The following is a 15,286-nucleotide window of genomic DNA, read 5'->3' as shown; positions in this document are numbered from 1 at the left end:
TAGTTCACTGGGTTATTTATAAGTTATTCTCGTTCCAGTTCGCATGGAAAATACCTTCTTCGTCTGTACGTTCAAAAGTATGTGCACCAAAGAAATCTCTTTGTGCCTGTGTTAAATTCAACGGCGAATTTGCTGTTCTTAACGAGTCATAATAGGTAAGGGCAGAGGCAAAACAAGGCACCGCGATGCCATGTTGGATTGCCGTAATCACCACATTCCTGGTTCCCGGTAAAATATCTTTTAACTGTTCCTGGATACTTGCATCCGAGTATAAATGAGGAAGCTCAGGTTGTTTTTTATAGGCCTGATAAATATCTTCCAGCAATACCGCTCTGATGATACATCCACCGCGCCAGATCTGAGAAATCTCTTGTAGGTTCAGTTCGTATTTAAATTCTATAGAAGCTTGTGCTAATAAATGTAAACCCTGAGCATAAGAAGTGATCATGGCAAAATAAAGCGCTTGCTCTAATTGAGCTTCAAACTCTTCAGTGTTTTCTACTTTTTGTGAAGGATGAGGCAATGCCGCACCTAAAGCAACACGTAAAGTTTTGAATTTAGAAAGATCTCTGGCACTTACCGACTCATTAATTGTCGGAATCGGCAATTGTAAGTCCATAGAAACCTGAGAAGTCCATTTACCTGTACCTTTAGATTTCGCCTGATCTTTGATTACATCAATCAGGAATCCACCGGTTTTAGGATCTTTAACTTTGAAAATGTCTTTCGTTACTTCCAGTAAAAACGACTTCAATCTGCCGTTATTCCATTTGTCGAAAGTAGCATAAATCTGCTCATTGTTATAACCAAGGCTGTTTTTCAACAAGTCATAAGTCTCAGCAAGGATTTGCATTACACTGTATTCGATACCGTTATGCACCATTTTCACGAAGTGACCGGAAGCACCGGGACCGATATAAGCTACACAAGGATCACCGTTTACTTTCGCAGAAACTGCTTCAAGAATTGGTTTCACCGCATTGTAAGCTTCTTTATCACCACCAGGCATCATACTCGGACCAAATCTTGCACCTTCTTCGCCACCAGAAATACCCATACCGAAGAAGTGTAAACCTAGTGCTGAAAGTTCTTCAGCTCTTCTGCTGGTATCTGTGAAATGAGAATTTCCACTGTCAATAATCAGGTCACCTTTATCCAATAATGGAACAAGTTCTGCAATTACACTGTCTACAATTGCACCTGCTGGTACCAAAAGAACGATTCTTCTTGGCAATTCCAGACTTTGAATAAAGTCTTCCAGTACGGCAAAACCTTTCAATTGATGTGCTTTTCCGTCCTCTTCCAGCTTCTTTAACATGTCAGGACTCTTGTCATAACCTGTTACAGAATAGCCATTGTCGGCCATGTTAAGCAATAAATTGCGGCCCATCGTGCCCAGGCCAATCATTCCTAAAGTGTACTTGTTCATTATTTGTTGTTGATTTTAGGGTGAGTAGTAAATACATGAAATTTCTCCTCCAGGTCCCATAATTTCGCACCACCCTTGATTCCGTCTTTATTGGAAACCAGTTTGATGTTCGGGTCTAAAGTAAAAGTAATCTCTTTTGAATTGCCACCACCGATATATAGGGTGTCGTAATTAAATACGGTTTTATAAATTTCAATAATGCGTTGCAAACGCTCATTCCAATCCTTCTTGCCAACTTTATTAAAAGCCTTATCGCCGATATAATCGTCGTAATCCTTGTTTTTGCTGATAGGAAGATGTGCCAGTTCCAGGTGAGGAAGGAGGTCGCCATCATATAACAAGGCAGTACCGAAACCGGTGCCCACTGTAAATACGATCTCAAAACCTTTTCCGGATACGATACCTAAAGCCTGTTGATCGGCATCATTTACCATACGCGTAGGTTTACCAAAGGTATCACTGATCTGTTGCGCAAGGTCTATTTTAGCCCATTTGCCCTTAGCCAGATTAGGCGCAGTCATAACCACACCACATTTTACATAACCAGGAAAACCAATAGAAATTTTAACAAAAGACTGATCTAGTGTTGAAGCCAATTCTTTGATACATTTGATCACTACTTCAGGAGTAGCGTTTTTTGGAGTAGGAACTTTAGTGTATTCCGAAAGGAGTTCCCCTTTAACATCTAAAATACATGCCTTAATGCTGGTTCCACCGATATCGATGGATAAAATGTGACTGTTTTTCTCTGCTGAAGGCATGTGTAGTTGCTGTAAAAATAACCCCGGTGTACTAAGAACACTCAAAATAACAAAAAATCGACCATTTAAAGATGCTAAACCTCAATATAAAACAATAAAAAAACATTACTCCCCGGACAGCGCCTGTTTGATCTCTGTGAAAAGTAAGCCGCTACCGCCTCCAAAGTGGTAAACCACAGGGGTTTCCGGGTTAATTCTATTCAAATCCTGTTCCAGTTCCTTTTCCGCTTCCGGAGCGAGTCCGGCACCCATTAAAACCAGGTCAAAACTTCCCGCGCTAAAGCGGTTTAATGTTTCCTCCGCAGTGCTGGTGCCGGTAACTATAAATTCGCCGCTTTTCTCGATCAAACGGGTAAGGGTAGCCAGTATGCCCGGGTGACAACAGATCACCAATATATCTTTCTTTTTCATGGATTTAGTAGTTCATCGGGACTTCCATCAATAAGACTTCCGCATCCGTTAAGGTATTTATTTCCAGGGAATCGATTTCCCATAAGCCAAAACCATCACGTTCCCCTAAATCCTGACCGTTCACCGTGATGGAACCTTTGATTACAAAAACATAAATACCATGGTCTGCATTTTTCAAAGGATGATCAATTTTTAAACCCGCTTCAAATTTCCCGATATGAAACCAGGCATCCTGATAAATCCATACCCCTGCATCGTCTTTATCGGGTGATAAAATCTGGTTAAACTGATTTGGAACCATAGTATCGTCATAACGTTCCTGTTGATACCTTGGCGTCACATTCCGCTGATTTGGAAAAAGCCAGATCTGTAAGAATTTTGCCGGAGTATTTTCCTCGTTATTATATTCCTGATGATAGATTCCTGTTCCGGCACTCATCACCTGAACTTCTCCGGGTTCGATAACCGCCACATTGTGCATGCTATCTTCGTGTTTTAATCCACCTTCTAAAACAATGGAAATGATCTCCATATTGTCGTGTGGATGTTCCCCAAATCCAGTCCCACCATCAATATGATCGTCGTTTAATACCCTTAACGCTCCAAACTGGATGCGTTCCGGATTGTAATTCCCTCCAAAACTGAAGGTTTGAAAGCTCTTTAACCAACCATGATCCGCAACGCTGCGGGTATCGGCTTTATGTAATACCGTCTTTGCCATAATGTTATTGCTATTAAAGTTGAAAAACCAATGTTCTGGCCAGTTCAATCTCTGCTTTACTAATCGTGTGTGCTCTGCCTGGATAAATGCTAACGCTTACCTGAGCGTTCATTTCTTCCAGTATCTTTTTACTTTCATTTACTCTGGATACAGGTACATGTGCATCCGGATCTCCGGTGCTGATCAACACTGGCATCTGCTTAAAATCTCCCTGGTAATGGTCCAGCTGATCGCCAGGTAATCCACCTGTAAAGGCAACTGCGCCGGCATACTTTGTCGGATTTCTGCTGATAAATTCTAATGTCAGACAAGCTCCTTGTGAAAACCCCACAAAGAAGATTTTGTTTTGAGGAATCCCTTGTGCTTCAATATCTTCCGTTAAATTTTTGATCATCGATAAAGCACTCGATAGTGCCGGCTCGTTTTCTTTAACCGGAGCCATAAAGCTGTAAGGATACCAGCTGTTATTGGTTGCTTGAGGCGCAAATAAGGCTGCGTCTGGCACCTGTAAATGGTCATTTAAGGAAATAATGTCAGCAGCAGATGCCCCGCGGCCATGTAAAAAGATGATCGCTTTATCTGCCGAACCCACAGGCAATCCGGCAGTGATGATATTTTTTTGATGGATATACATTTTAGTCTAGTTTTGGTAAAATACCTTCAATGATGCTGCGGTTACTTTCATATTGCGCAGGCAATTTCAAATGACTTCCTAATTCTTCCAAAGGTTCATCTATGGTGAAACCAGGATTGTCTGTTGCCAATTCAAAAAGCACCCCTCCCGGTTCGCGGAAATACAGCGAATAGAAATAATTACGGTCGATTTTCTCGGTGATATTCAGGCCCAGATTCACAATTTTATCCCTGAAATACATCAAAGTTGCTTCGTCTTTTACCCGGAATGCCACATGGTGAACAGAACCTCCGGCTACATGACCGATAGCTTCACCTGGTGCTTCTACCAAATCAACAATTGCGGCATGTGCCACTGCATCGGTGATAAAACGCGAACGATTCACTTCGGTCGTCAACAAACGGTAACCCAAAACCCCGGTCAGAATTGCTGCGGTACCCTCCATTTTATTGGTGGTAATGGTGATGTGGTGAAAACCATGTGTGGCATGTGCTTTAGTTACTGCTGCGGTTTCCCATTGCGGCCTGCTATCCGGCGTTTGTGCTTCTGTTAATTCGAATTTCAAGCCGTCTGGATCTAAAAAGGTCAGGTATCTTTCTCCGAATTTTGTGGAAGGTTTATTATAGATCACATTGTTTTCTTCGAATCTCTTTTGCCAGAAATCCAGACTGCCGGCAGGAACGCTATAACCAATCTCCGTTACCTGTTTGGTGCCTCTGCGGCCAGTACCGATTCCTTCCCATGGGAAGAAGGTCAAAATACTGCCTGGATTGCCATGTTCATCACCATAATAAAAGTGATAGGTATGTGGATCATCAAAATTAACGGTCTTTTTAACCAACCTTAATCCCATTATCCTGGTGTAAAAATCATAATTTTTCTTTGCATTGCCTGCGATTGCAGTAATGTGGTGAATCCCTAAAATTTCATTTTTCATAGCTCAATTATTAATTACAATACAAATTTACGGGATGGGATTTCCCTGACTCTTACCATATCGTAAGAAATACTTTTTTTTATTACTTTTAGAAAAGGAAAAACATAAGCAGCACATCAATGGTTATTTAATGTCATGAAAGTTTCATAACTCAGCATAAGGAAACACATTTTCAGGATTCCTCCCTAAGTTTGTCGCTTGCAATAAAAAGACAGTACGATACGATGAAAAAGAATTTTATATCCAATTCTCCAGAGTCAATACGGATGTTTAAGAGTCCGCTTTTAGAAGGTTTATCGAAAATCCCTTATTTCGTGCCACTCATCGTGTACGTTCCGGTTATTTTATATTTCTGCTGGCAGGCCGTAGTGCTTAATGATGCCCTTACTGCAATTGGTCATATTTTATTGGGATTGTTCATCTGGACTTTAACAGAGTATGTTTTGCATCGTTTTGTCTTTCATTTTTACCCGAAATCCGAATGGGGGAGAAGGATTCACTTTATCTTCCATGGCGTACATCATGATTATCCGAATGATGCGCAAAGATTGGTGATGCCACCATCCGCCAGTATCCCTTTGGCTGCTGCTTTTTACTTTTTATTCCGCGCAATATTTCCTGAAAACATGTTGGATGGTTTCTTTGCCGGCTTTATCATGGGCTACCTGTTTTATGACATGACACATTATATGTTACATCATGCAAAATTCAGTAACCCTTTCTGGAAAAAGTTAAAACAACACCATATGTTGCATCATTACGACGATTCGACTAAGGGTTATGGTGTAACTTCTGATATCTGGGATAAAGTATTTGGTTCTGAGCTATCCAAACGGAGCTAATGCCTGGTAATGCCAAAAAAGCTTAACGTTTTGGCAATTAACACAAACTTTATATTTCAAATTCCTGCGTTCTTTGAATTGGCCAGCATCTTTTTGTGAGGGCTCAACCAATTTATAAACGCATATAATGAAAACAAAAGTTTTAACGGGCAAGGCAATGTGCAGTCTGATCGGTCTGGTGGCCTGTGGAATCCTTGTAGGTACAGCACAAAAAGGAACTGCACAAATTTTTACCGATAAGAATTATGTCAAGATTAGTCCGACTGATACGGAAGCTGATATCATTAGAAAAGCGGCGAATGTAACGCCTTCTCCAAGGCAACTTCGCTGGCAACAGCTGGAACTTACCGCTTTTATTCATTTTGGGATCAATACGTTTACCAATAAAGAGTGGGGAGATGGAACAGAAGATCCTAAGATTTTCAATCCTGAAAAACTGGATGCCCGTCAATGGGTAAAAGTATGTAAAGATGCCGGTTTTAAGCAGGTGATCTTAACTGCGAAACACCATGATGGCTTCTGTTTATGGCCAAGTAAATACACCGAACATTCTGTTAAAAATAGCCCATGGAAAGATGGAAAGGGTGATATCGTAAAAGAAATGGCTGCCGCCTGTAAAGAGTTTGGCATCGGTTTCGGAATTTACTTATCCCCATGGGATCGCAATTCTCCATATTTCGGAAGTATGGAATACAACGATTATTTCATCAACCAACTCACCGAATTACTAACGCAGTATGGTCAGATTGATGAAGTCTGGTTTGATGGCGCCAATGGCGAAGGGCCAACCGGAAAAAAACAGGTTTACGAATACAACAGGTGGTATAACCTGATCCGTAAATTACAACCTAAAGCAACAATTGCTGTTTCCGGACCAGATGTACGCTGGGTTGGAACAGAAACCGGTTATGGCAGGGAAACGGAATGGAGTGTGGTTCCGGCAGATCAAATGATTCCTGAAGCCATTGCTGCAAATTCCCAGAAAGCAGAAGATTTTGCACCAAGAGATATGATGGCCAATGACCTTGGCAGCAGAAAGGCCATTGCCAAAGCGAAAAGCCTGGTTTGGTATCCTGCGGAAATTGATGTATCGATTCGTCCGGGATGGTTTCATCATCCGGCAGAAAATAACAAAGTGAAAACTCCTGAAAAATTAATGGATATCTATTACAGCTCTGTTGGCCGTAATGGCGTGTTGCTGTTAAATATCCCACCAGATATTGAAGGTTTAATTAACGAAAGTGATGTAAATGCATTAAAAGGTTTCAAAAAACAACTCGATGAGACTTTTGCTAATAATGTATTGAAAACTGCAAAATTAAGCGGAAGCAAGCCTAAGAAAACGGCGGTTTTATTTGATGGTAAAGATAGTTCTTACTGGAAAATGGCAAGTAAAGCAGCGCCATATGTGCTGGAGTTTAAAATGGATAAACCTCAGAAATTTGATGTGTTGCTGTTGCAGGAAAATCTGGCCAGGGGACAAAGAGTAGAATCTTTTGTATTAGAATATAAAGAAGGGGATACCTGGAAAAAAATCATTGATGGCACAACTATAGGCTACAAACGCTTGTTGCGTTTCCCTGCGGTTAGGGCTGAGGAAGTCAGATTGCGTATTCTTTCTTCCAGATTAGAACCGGCAATTGCTGAGGTTGGATTGTATCTGCGCCCGGCATCAATTGCTAAGTAATTGTAAGCTGGAAATGATATTGAGGGTTGAGTTGGCGGGGCCTTTCCCGGGCCATGGCCTGCACTTGCCCTTCCTTTGAAGGGCCTGGAGCTCCGGCAGCCTCCCGTCAGGAGTCGGTATTCCATAAATTAGGTAACACACAAAATAAACCAAATATAAACCAAATGAAGAGATGGATTTTTTCTGCCATAAAAGTTTCAGCGTGTTCGTTGATCCTTTTTAATACCCTGGCTGTAAAAGCGCAGACTGCTGGCCAGAACGCTAAAGTCTTATCGAGTTCAGTGAACAGCCTTGCTAAACAGGATTGGTTGCTGAATAACTCCGCTTACCCGGCAAAAATATATGCCGTTCCGGAGAAAAAGGAACTGGTGCTCGACAACGGACTTTTGAAAAGAACTTTCAGAATCAGCCCTGATGTGGCTTGCGTAGATTTCCTCAACCTGATCACCGGTCAGCAGTTGCTCAGGGCCGTAAAACCGGAAGCACGCCTGGTAATTGATGGCCGTAACTATAATGTAGGTGGTTTATATGGCCAAAAAGAAAATGCTTACCTGCTGCCTTCCTGGGTTGATGATTTGAAACCTGGCGACAGTAGTTTCCATTACGTTACTCATCAGATTACGGAACTTAAGCCTTTCCTGAACTGGAAAACAAAAATGTGGGCCGGCAATAAACAACAGGCGGTTGGGAAAGTGCTTTCCTTTACTTATCAATCTAATTTACCAGCCTTAAAAAACATTCAGGTACAAGTAAATTACGCCATTTATGATGGTTTGCCTTTAATCAGTAAATGGCTGACGGTTAAAAATACTTCTGGTAAAATTGTGCAGCTGGATCAGGTGGTAAATGAAGTGCTGGCCGTAGTAGAAGAGGAAAGTGCCGTAGTCGCTTCCGCTTCCGCAGACCAAAAAACAGGTCGTGCAATGAAGGTTCCACAGGGCATTTACCTGGAAAGTAATTTCGCGTTTAACAATGCCATGCGTTACCCGATGAGCGATCAGACCACCCATTGGAAAGTTGATAAATCTTATACCTCACAGGTTAATTATGAGTACGAGACTCCTTGTTTATTGGAGGTTCACCCGACCAGAAATATCGGTGTCCAGCTAAAAGACGGAGAAACTTTCCAGTCTATCCGCACCAACGAATTGTTGATGGATAGTTACGACAGGGAAAGAAGGGGGCTTGCCATCCGTAAAATGTACCGTACCACCATGCCATGGACTACTGCAAACCCGATTTTTATGCACCTGGTCAGTAAAAATGATCAGGAAGTGCGTACTGCAATTGATCAATGTGCAGCTACAGGTTATGAAGCCCTTATTCTGAGTTTCGGCAGCCATTGCAATATGGAAGATACCAGCGCTACCAATATCAATAAATGGAAAACACTGACGGATTATGCCCATAGTAAAGGACTTTTTATAGGAAGTTATTCTTTGTTTAGCTCCCGAAAAATCAGCGATGCTGATGATGTAATCGACCCTAAAACCGGCAAACCAGGAGGTGCATTTTTTAATAATGCGCCTTGTTTTGGCAGTAACTGGGGACTGGGATACCTGAAAAGTTTAAAGACTTTTATGAGTCAAACCGGCTTCGATATTTTCGAAAATGATGGCCCTTATCCGGGTGATGTTTGCGCTTCAACTACACATCCTGGACATAAAGGCCTGGAAGATTCGCAATGGAAACAAATGGAATTGCAAAAAAGCCTGTACCATTGGTGTAATGAAAATGGAATCTATGTAAATGCACCCGATTGGTATTTCATGGATGGCGTTAATAAAATTGGAATCGGTTATAGAGAGGTTAATTTCTCGCTATCGCGCGAGCAGCAAATGATCCTGAACCGTCAGAATATTTTTGATGGGACCTGGGATGAAATTCCTTCCATGGTCTGGGGATTTGTACCCTTAACAAAATACCAGGGTGGGGGGCCAGAAGCCGTGTTAGAACCATTAAAAGATCACCTGAAAGATTACGAACAACTGATGATGCAGTATTATGGTGCCGGAATTCAGGCCTGTTATCGTGGTCCGAGGTTGTATGATACCGAAGAAACTAAACAAACGGTGGTCAAAGTAATCGATTGGTATAAAGGTAACCGTGAAATTTTGAACTCCGATATTATTCATTTGAGAAGAGCCGATGGCAGAGATTGGGATGGATTAATGCATGTGAATCCAAAACTGAAAACCAAAGGGATGATCATGTTGTACAATCCGCTGAAAGAAGAAATTAGCAGAACGGTAAAAATCCCGATGTATTATACTGGTTTGAAAGATTCAGCCACGTTACGCGTTCAAAATGGAGCTTCCAAAAAATATAAGTTAGATAGGGAATATAATATTGCACTACCAGTTGTCATGAAACCAGAAAGTTATACCTGGATTACGATTAATGAATAAATCTTTTATGCTTTAGGGTTATCAGCAGCTTTCCATACAGAATATTTATGGCCACATAAAGCAATTGAAGAATTGAAAAAATGGAAAGCTGCTGCCTTTACTCCCGATATTAAAGTGTTTCGGTTAAAAAAGATAAATTAAAATTTACACACCTTCCTTCGTCAATTTTCTGTTGACAAATCGTCTTGCGTTTGGCAAGACGATTTATAAGCTAAAGTCAAGTCTTTACCTTCAAAATTTAGACTTTTGTTCTTTTTAGTTCATTTAATTTTGCAATACCCATAAATAGGTAAAATTAAAATACGCTGATATACAGTGTATTAGGTTAAAAAATTGCAATGAACATCAATTATTTTACTATCGTTACAATAATATTCCATTTATCTATATTAGCTTTGCTCTCAAACTGAGTTTTTTTGTATGATGTTGACCTTCCAATATATACAAAAAAGCAAACGCCTTTTTATTCAATATTGTTGTATTCGATATGTTTCCAGAAAAGAAAAGAGAACCACAGCGCTATAAAAATGACTATAGTCCAGGGGATATGCTGCCAGAAATTGGCTGTATTATTTCCGGCTATCCTTAAAGAATTACAATTAACCAGAAACGAATAAAACCCATGGCCTGTAAGAGGGCCTAAACCGGGTTAATATCTATATTATCACGATCTACATTAAAATCTCATGAATAAAACAGTTAAGCAATACGCCATGCTTATTGGGTTGCTATTTGCATTTGGTACTGCAAAAGCTCAGGTAGGAATAGGCACTAACGCCCCGGATGCCAGTGCACAGCTGGAAGTACTTTCCACTTCCAAAGGTTTACTTATTCCAAGACTATCCCTTATTCAACGTGAAGGTATCAATAACCCTGCCAACGGATTGTTGATCTATCAAACAAATAATCTTCCTGGTTTCTATTTTTTCAACAACGGCCAATGGCAACGTCTTGTAAATAGCTCAGAATTAGGAGCTGGTGGCAGCGGAACCAGCGGAAATACCATTTTAAGTGGGGCTACAGTGCCTCCTGCGAGTATTGGAACCAATGGTGATTTTTATTTGCATTTAGGAAATAACAGCCTTTATGGACCAAAAACAGCGGGGAACTGGCCTAATAATGGAATTTTATTAGTCGGCCCAAAAGGAGACAAAGGTGATAAAGGAGATGCTGGGGAAAAAGGTGAGAAGGGTGAGAAAGGTGAATCGGGGAATTCTTTACCAGGTACGGGAAAAACAGTCACCTCTTCGGGTACAATTGACATCGCCAATGGAGCAGGAGCGGCATTAACCGACCTTAAACTTGACCTGGCCGATAATGCGGTAACCTCTAAAAAAATTGCTGATGGTGCTGTTACAAACATCGATTTAGATAAAAAGAACATCCCTTTAAGTGGATTCGGTGCTGCGGCAAAGAACATTTCTATGGGCGGATTTAAACTGACGAACTTGTCAGATCCAACTAATAATCAGGATGCTGCAACAAAAAAATATGTAGATGATAAAATTTCGGGGGTTAATCAGCCCGTATTAAGCTTCGATAATAATTCTAACCTGTCTATTAAAAACGGTAATACCGTGAGTTTATCAGATTTAAATCAAAGTTTAAGTCTGGAAGGAACTGTTCTTTCTATCTCGGGACCGAGACAAAGTAAGGTTGATTTAAGTGGTTTAGTTGGTACTGGCGGTGGTAACGGCGGTGGCGGTGGAACAGGTACTGTGAAATCAGTCTCTGTCATTTCTGCAAACGGTTTAAGTGGTTCTGTAGCAAATCCGACGACCACACCAGCTATTACGTTAGGAACTTCTATTGCCGCTCCTGTTTTAAAAGGGGCAAATGGTGCAATTGAGGCAGCAACAACCACAGGAACAGGTGGGACAGTGGTACTTAACGACGGTCCGACTTTAAAAAATCCAATCATTAACGGCGTAATTACTGGTAATCTGAATGGTACTGCAACCAATGTAACGGGGGTAGTTGATATCGCCAATGGCGGAACAGGTGGTAAAACAGTTGCTGAAGCGGTTAAAAATCTGGGTTTGGATGGCGCTTTAATTGGCAATGCGCCGATTACTGCTGGTACCAAAACCAAAATCACTTATGATGCAAAAGGTTTGGTTACTAAAGGAGAAGATGCTACTACTGCCGATATTAAAGAATCTGCGGATAAGAAATATGTGACTGATGCACAGTTAGACGTCATCAACAATACTACAAATATTAACTCGGGTGATCAGACTGCAATCAATGTACCTGTAACACCAAACGGAGGTTTAGCTGCTAAAAATGTGCAGTCGGCCCTGGAAGAGTTACAGGCAAAAATCAGCACCTCAGCCGGTGGTGGTTTAACTGCGGTGAAACATGATGCTACTTTAAAAGGTGATGGTAATGCCACTGAATTAGGTATAGCAGATAAAGCGGTTAGTCTGGCTAAGATGGCAGATATGGCCGGCAATTCCTTATTAGGTAGAACATCTGCGGGAATTGGTAGTCCGGAAGTGATCACTATGGGCCCTGGACTTTCTCTGAATGGGGGGGTGATTTCTGCGGATAATCCGGATGCGACAACCTTGGTTAAAGGTAAAGTAAAACTTGCCGGTGATTTAACCGGTACAGCAGATTTACCACGCGTAGCTGATGATGCCATTACTTCTTCGAAAATTAAAGATGGGGCAGTATTGGACGATAAAATTGCCAATGTGAGCGGTTCTAAAGTAACGGGTAACATCCCTGGAAATGCAGGTAATGTGACCGGAATTGTGGGTGTGGCAAATGGGGGTACCGGAGCAGGTACACCGGATGGCGCTAAGAAAAATCTTGACTTAGATAAAGTAACAAATACCAGTGATGCTGATAAACCGGTAAGTACTGCAACGGCAACAGCACTGGGCTTAAAAGAAGATAAATCAAATAAAAGTATAGACATATTAGCCGATCAGTTGGAGGAGTTTAAGTATCCTACAGTACAGGCTACTAAGAAATATGTAGATGATAAAGTTAGTCAGGCCGTAATTGGTGCAGGTGGAGTTCCTGATGCTTCAACTACTGTGCTTGGTAAAATTCAATTAGCAGGTGATTTAACTGGTACTGCTACTAGTCCGTTGATTGCAAATAATGCGATTGTTACCGCGAAAATTAAAGACGCTAACGTTACTGATCCTAAAATTGTTTCGGTAAGCGGTACGAAAGTAACTGGTGATATTACGGGAAAAGCATCTAATGTAACAGGTGTGGTTGGTATCGCTAATGGCGGTACAGGTGGAAGTACTATAGCAGAAGCAAAAAATGCTTTGGGATTGGGAAATGTAGACAATACCAGTGATGCTAATAAACCAACTACTGCAGTGGTTCAGGCAGCTTTGGATAGCAAGATTAACAAGTCAGAAAAAGCTGCGAATAATGGTGTGGCAACCTTAGATGGAACAGGTAAAATTCCTACCAGTCAGATTCCTGCATTATCTTTCAGTTCAGTGGATGTGGTGGATAGTGAGGTAAAGATGTTGGCATTAGGGACTAGTACTATAGGTAGTACGGTGATCAGAACAGACCAGAGCAAAAGTTACGTATTGAGAGTAGCACCATCTTCAGTACTTGCCAACTGGACAGAAATTTTAACACCTTCTACTGCGTCGGTACTATCTGTAAATGGAAGAATTGGTGCCGTAACGGTGACCAAAGCGGATGTGTCATTGCCTAATGTAGACAATACCAGTGATGAACTTAAACCATTGAGTTTAGCGGCGCGTAATGCCTTAGCAGGTTTAACATTAAAAGAAGATTTAACCAATAAAAGTAATAATTTCAGTACTGATGGTGGATCTGATAGTAAATACCCAAGCGTAAAAGCAGTTAAAGATTATGTGGATGGTGTGGTGAGCTCAGGAGCTCCTGCAGCAACAACAGCTAAACAAGGGTTAATTAAATTGGCTGGTGATTTAGGCGGTACAGCCGATTTGCCAACTGTGGTTTCCGTAGGCGGGGCAACAGCAGCAAATATCGCGACAACGGTTACTACGGTAGCGGCAGCCCAAACTGGTGCTGTTGGAGGGACCTTAGTGAAAAGAGATGCCTCAGGGAATTTCTCCGGAAATTTAACTGGAAATGCAACAACAGCAACAACAGCTACCTCGGCTACGAAACTGAGTCCGGGAAGGAATATCAATGGTGTTCTTTTCGATGGTACCAAAGACATTAGTTTTCCAGTAACCTCTGACCCCTTAAAACAAGATAAAGACCAAAACCTTACGGCTTTGGCAGGTTTAGGTTCTAATGGGATTGTGGTGAAAACAGCGGCAGGTGCTGCAACTACAACCCGTATTGTTGCTGGTGCAGGGATAACAGTCACAAGTGGAGACGGATTGTCGGGAAATCCAACGATTGGTTTAACCGCAACGGGAATTACCGCCAAAGCCTATACTGCTCCAAACCTTACCGTAGATGCTCAGGGTAGAATAACCCTGATTGCAGATGGTACAGGCGGCGGTACTGCCTATACACTTCCTCCGGCATCATCATCGGTTCTGGGTGGGGTTAAAGCAGGAGCTGGAATTTCAGTGGATGGAACCGGGGTAATCTCTACAAAAACAGACCTTAGTTATGCTGCTGATGCTTCTTTCGGAACAATTAGCAATACAACAGGTACAGGTGTGAAGATCCCGGTCGGATCAATAAGTGCAGCTTCTTTGATGACTGCTGCGGATAAGAAAAAACTCGATGCTTTTCCTCTGATTGCTCTTGCTGATAAAGGCAAAGTATTAACGGTTAATGCAGCTGGTACAGATGCAACATGGCTTCCTGGTGCTGCACTTCCGGCATATACTACTGCCGATAAAAATAAAATATTAACAATTAATGCAGATGGAACAGCCGCAACATGGGTACCTGCTCCAACTGGTGGCGGTGGAACCGGTGGAGGGACTATAATGTATAGTCCAGCCGATCCAACGGGATCTCTAGGTAGTTATGGTACTGCTTTCTTAAAAGTTAAGGCTTCTGGTCCGGGGATTACAGTTCAACGGTCAGAAGGTGTTACACCGGGATCAGTAAAGAATAAAATCACCTTAACTGTTCCTGATGGTGTTACACTCAGTTCATTAAGATTAAATGGTGATAATATACTTGTCGGAATAGGACAGTCAGATATCCCACCAGGAACCTTATATGTTGAAGTGGTTTATCATGCTAATGCACAATTAAACACTAGTATTAGTGATTGGTGGCCTCCGTCAATTCAGTTTTATAACAGAACTAATGCGACTAGTTATAAGGGGGGAGCTCCTAATGCTACGGGCTCAAAAATTAATATGATGGTTCTTCCACCAGCAAATAATACAATAGTAAGTCAATGGACTATTGATATTAATGCTTACACATTAACCATGATATTTTAAAATTGTTGTTGATGCTGAATCAGCGGTTAAAAAAGGTTAGATATAGGTTAGTAGTTTTAATGTTGT

10 protein-coding genes are annotated in these 15,286 nt (G+C 41.4%); 4 read left to right on the top strand and 6 right to left on the bottom strand.

The annotated features are described in order from the left end of the window. Positions 1-16: 16 nt before the first annotated feature. The 6 genes from gndA to R2Q66_RS08305 form a co-directional block, all read right to left on the bottom strand. Positions 17-1,429: an NADP-dependent phosphogluconate dehydrogenase gene (gndA, locus tag R2Q66_RS08330; RefSeq protein ID WP_316747768.1), complete on the bottom strand. Its 1,413-nt coding sequence runs from the start codon at positions 1,427-1,429 to the stop codon at positions 17-19. Then, positions 1,429-2,190: an ROK family protein gene (locus R2Q66_RS08325; protein ID WP_316747765.1), complete on the bottom strand. Its 762-nt coding sequence runs from the start codon at positions 2,188-2,190 to the stop codon at positions 1,429-1,431. Before R2Q66_RS08325 ends, gndA begins: the two co-directional genes overlap by 1 nt. 105 nt (positions 2,191-2,295) lie before the next feature. Continuing rightward, a complete protein-coding gene (locus R2Q66_RS08320; protein WP_316747763.1) occupies positions 2,296-2,601 on the bottom strand; it encodes a hypothetical protein in 306 nt (101 codons plus the stop codon). 4 nt (positions 2,602-2,605) lie between these two features. Continuing rightward, the gene (locus R2Q66_RS08315; protein WP_316747761.1) at positions 2,606-3,322 is read right to left on the bottom strand and encodes a pirin family protein; all 717 of its coding nucleotides are present in this window, start codon (positions 3,320-3,322) and stop codon (positions 2,606-2,608) included. Between the two features lie 13 nt (positions 3,323-3,335). After that, on the bottom strand, positions 3,336-3,956 hold the full coding sequence (locus R2Q66_RS08310; protein WP_316747759.1) for an alpha/beta hydrolase: 621 nt from the start codon (positions 3,954-3,956) through the stop codon (positions 3,336-3,338). 1 nt (position 3,957) lies between these two features. Next, positions 3,958-4,893, bottom strand: coding sequence for a ring-cleaving dioxygenase (locus R2Q66_RS08305; protein ID WP_316747757.1), 936 nt, complete (start codon positions 4,891-4,893; stop codon positions 3,958-3,960). Between the two features lie 224 nt (positions 4,894-5,117). On the opposite strand from R2Q66_RS08305, the gene R2Q66_RS08300 reads away from it, so the two are divergent. From R2Q66_RS08300 to R2Q66_RS08285, 4 genes are all read left to right on the top strand, one after another. After that, on the top strand, positions 5,118-5,735 hold the full coding sequence (locus R2Q66_RS08300; RefSeq protein ID WP_316747755.1) for a sterol desaturase family protein: 618 nt from the start codon (positions 5,118-5,120) through the stop codon (positions 5,733-5,735). Between the two features lie 127 nt (positions 5,736-5,862). Then, the gene (locus tag R2Q66_RS08295) at positions 5,863-7,422 is read left to right on the top strand and encodes an alpha-L-fucosidase (protein WP_316747753.1); all 1,560 of its coding nucleotides are present in this window, start codon (positions 5,863-5,865) and stop codon (positions 7,420-7,422) included. Positions 7,423-7,586: 164 nt separating this feature from the next. After that, the gene (locus tag R2Q66_RS08290) at positions 7,587-9,830 is read left to right on the top strand and encodes an alpha-galactosidase (RefSeq protein ID WP_316747751.1); all 2,244 of its coding nucleotides are present in this window, start codon (positions 7,587-7,589) and stop codon (positions 9,828-9,830) included. A gap of 686 nt (positions 9,831-10,516) precedes the next feature. Then, positions 10,517-15,220, top strand: a complete 4,704-nt coding sequence (locus R2Q66_RS08285; RefSeq protein ID WP_316747749.1) for a hypothetical protein — start codon at positions 10,517-10,519, stop codon at positions 15,218-15,220. Positions 15,221-15,286: the final 66 nt, after the last annotated feature.

Source organism: Pedobacter gandavensis (assembly GCF_032677645.1).
GTDB classification, from domain to species: Bacteria; Bacteroidota; Bacteroidia; order Sphingobacteriales; family Sphingobacteriaceae; genus Pedobacter; species Pedobacter gandavensis_A.
This window is presented reverse-complemented; position numbering and strand designations above follow the sequence as displayed.

Bases quoted from the DNA above. Each gene is read 5' to 3' on its own strand.
- R2Q66_RS08315 (WP_316747761.1), bottom strand. From the start codon at position 3,322: ATGGCAAAGACGGTATTACATAAAGCCGATACCCGCAGCGTTGCGGAT.
- R2Q66_RS08325 (WP_316747765.1), bottom strand. From the start codon at position 2,190: ATGCCTTCAGCAGAGAAAAACAGTCACATTTTATCCATCGATATCGGT.
- R2Q66_RS08305 (WP_316747757.1), bottom strand. From the start codon at position 4,893: ATGAAAAATGAAATTTTAGGGATTCACCACATTACTGCAATCGCAGGC.
- R2Q66_RS08310 (WP_316747759.1), bottom strand. From the start codon at position 3,956: ATGTATATCCATCAAAAAAATATCATCACTGCCGGATTGCCTGTGGGT.
- gndA (WP_316747768.1), bottom strand. From the start codon at position 1,429: ATGAACAAGTACACTTTAGGAATGATTGGCCTGGGCACGATGGGCCGC.
- R2Q66_RS08290 (WP_316747751.1), top strand. From the start codon at position 7,587: ATGAAGAGATGGATTTTTTCTGCCATAAAAGTTTCAGCGTGTTCGTTG.
- R2Q66_RS08300 (WP_316747755.1), top strand. From the start codon at position 5,118: ATGAAAAAGAATTTTATATCCAATTCTCCAGAGTCAATACGGATGTTT.
- R2Q66_RS08285 (WP_316747749.1), top strand. From the start codon at position 10,517: ATGAATAAAACAGTTAAGCAATACGCCATGCTTATTGGGTTGCTATTT.
- R2Q66_RS08295 (WP_316747753.1), top strand. From the start codon at position 5,863: ATGAAAACAAAAGTTTTAACGGGCAAGGCAATGTGCAGTCTGATCGGT.
- R2Q66_RS08320 (WP_316747763.1), bottom strand. From the start codon at position 2,601: ATGAAAAAGAAAGATATATTGGTGATCTGTTGTCACCCGGGCATACTG.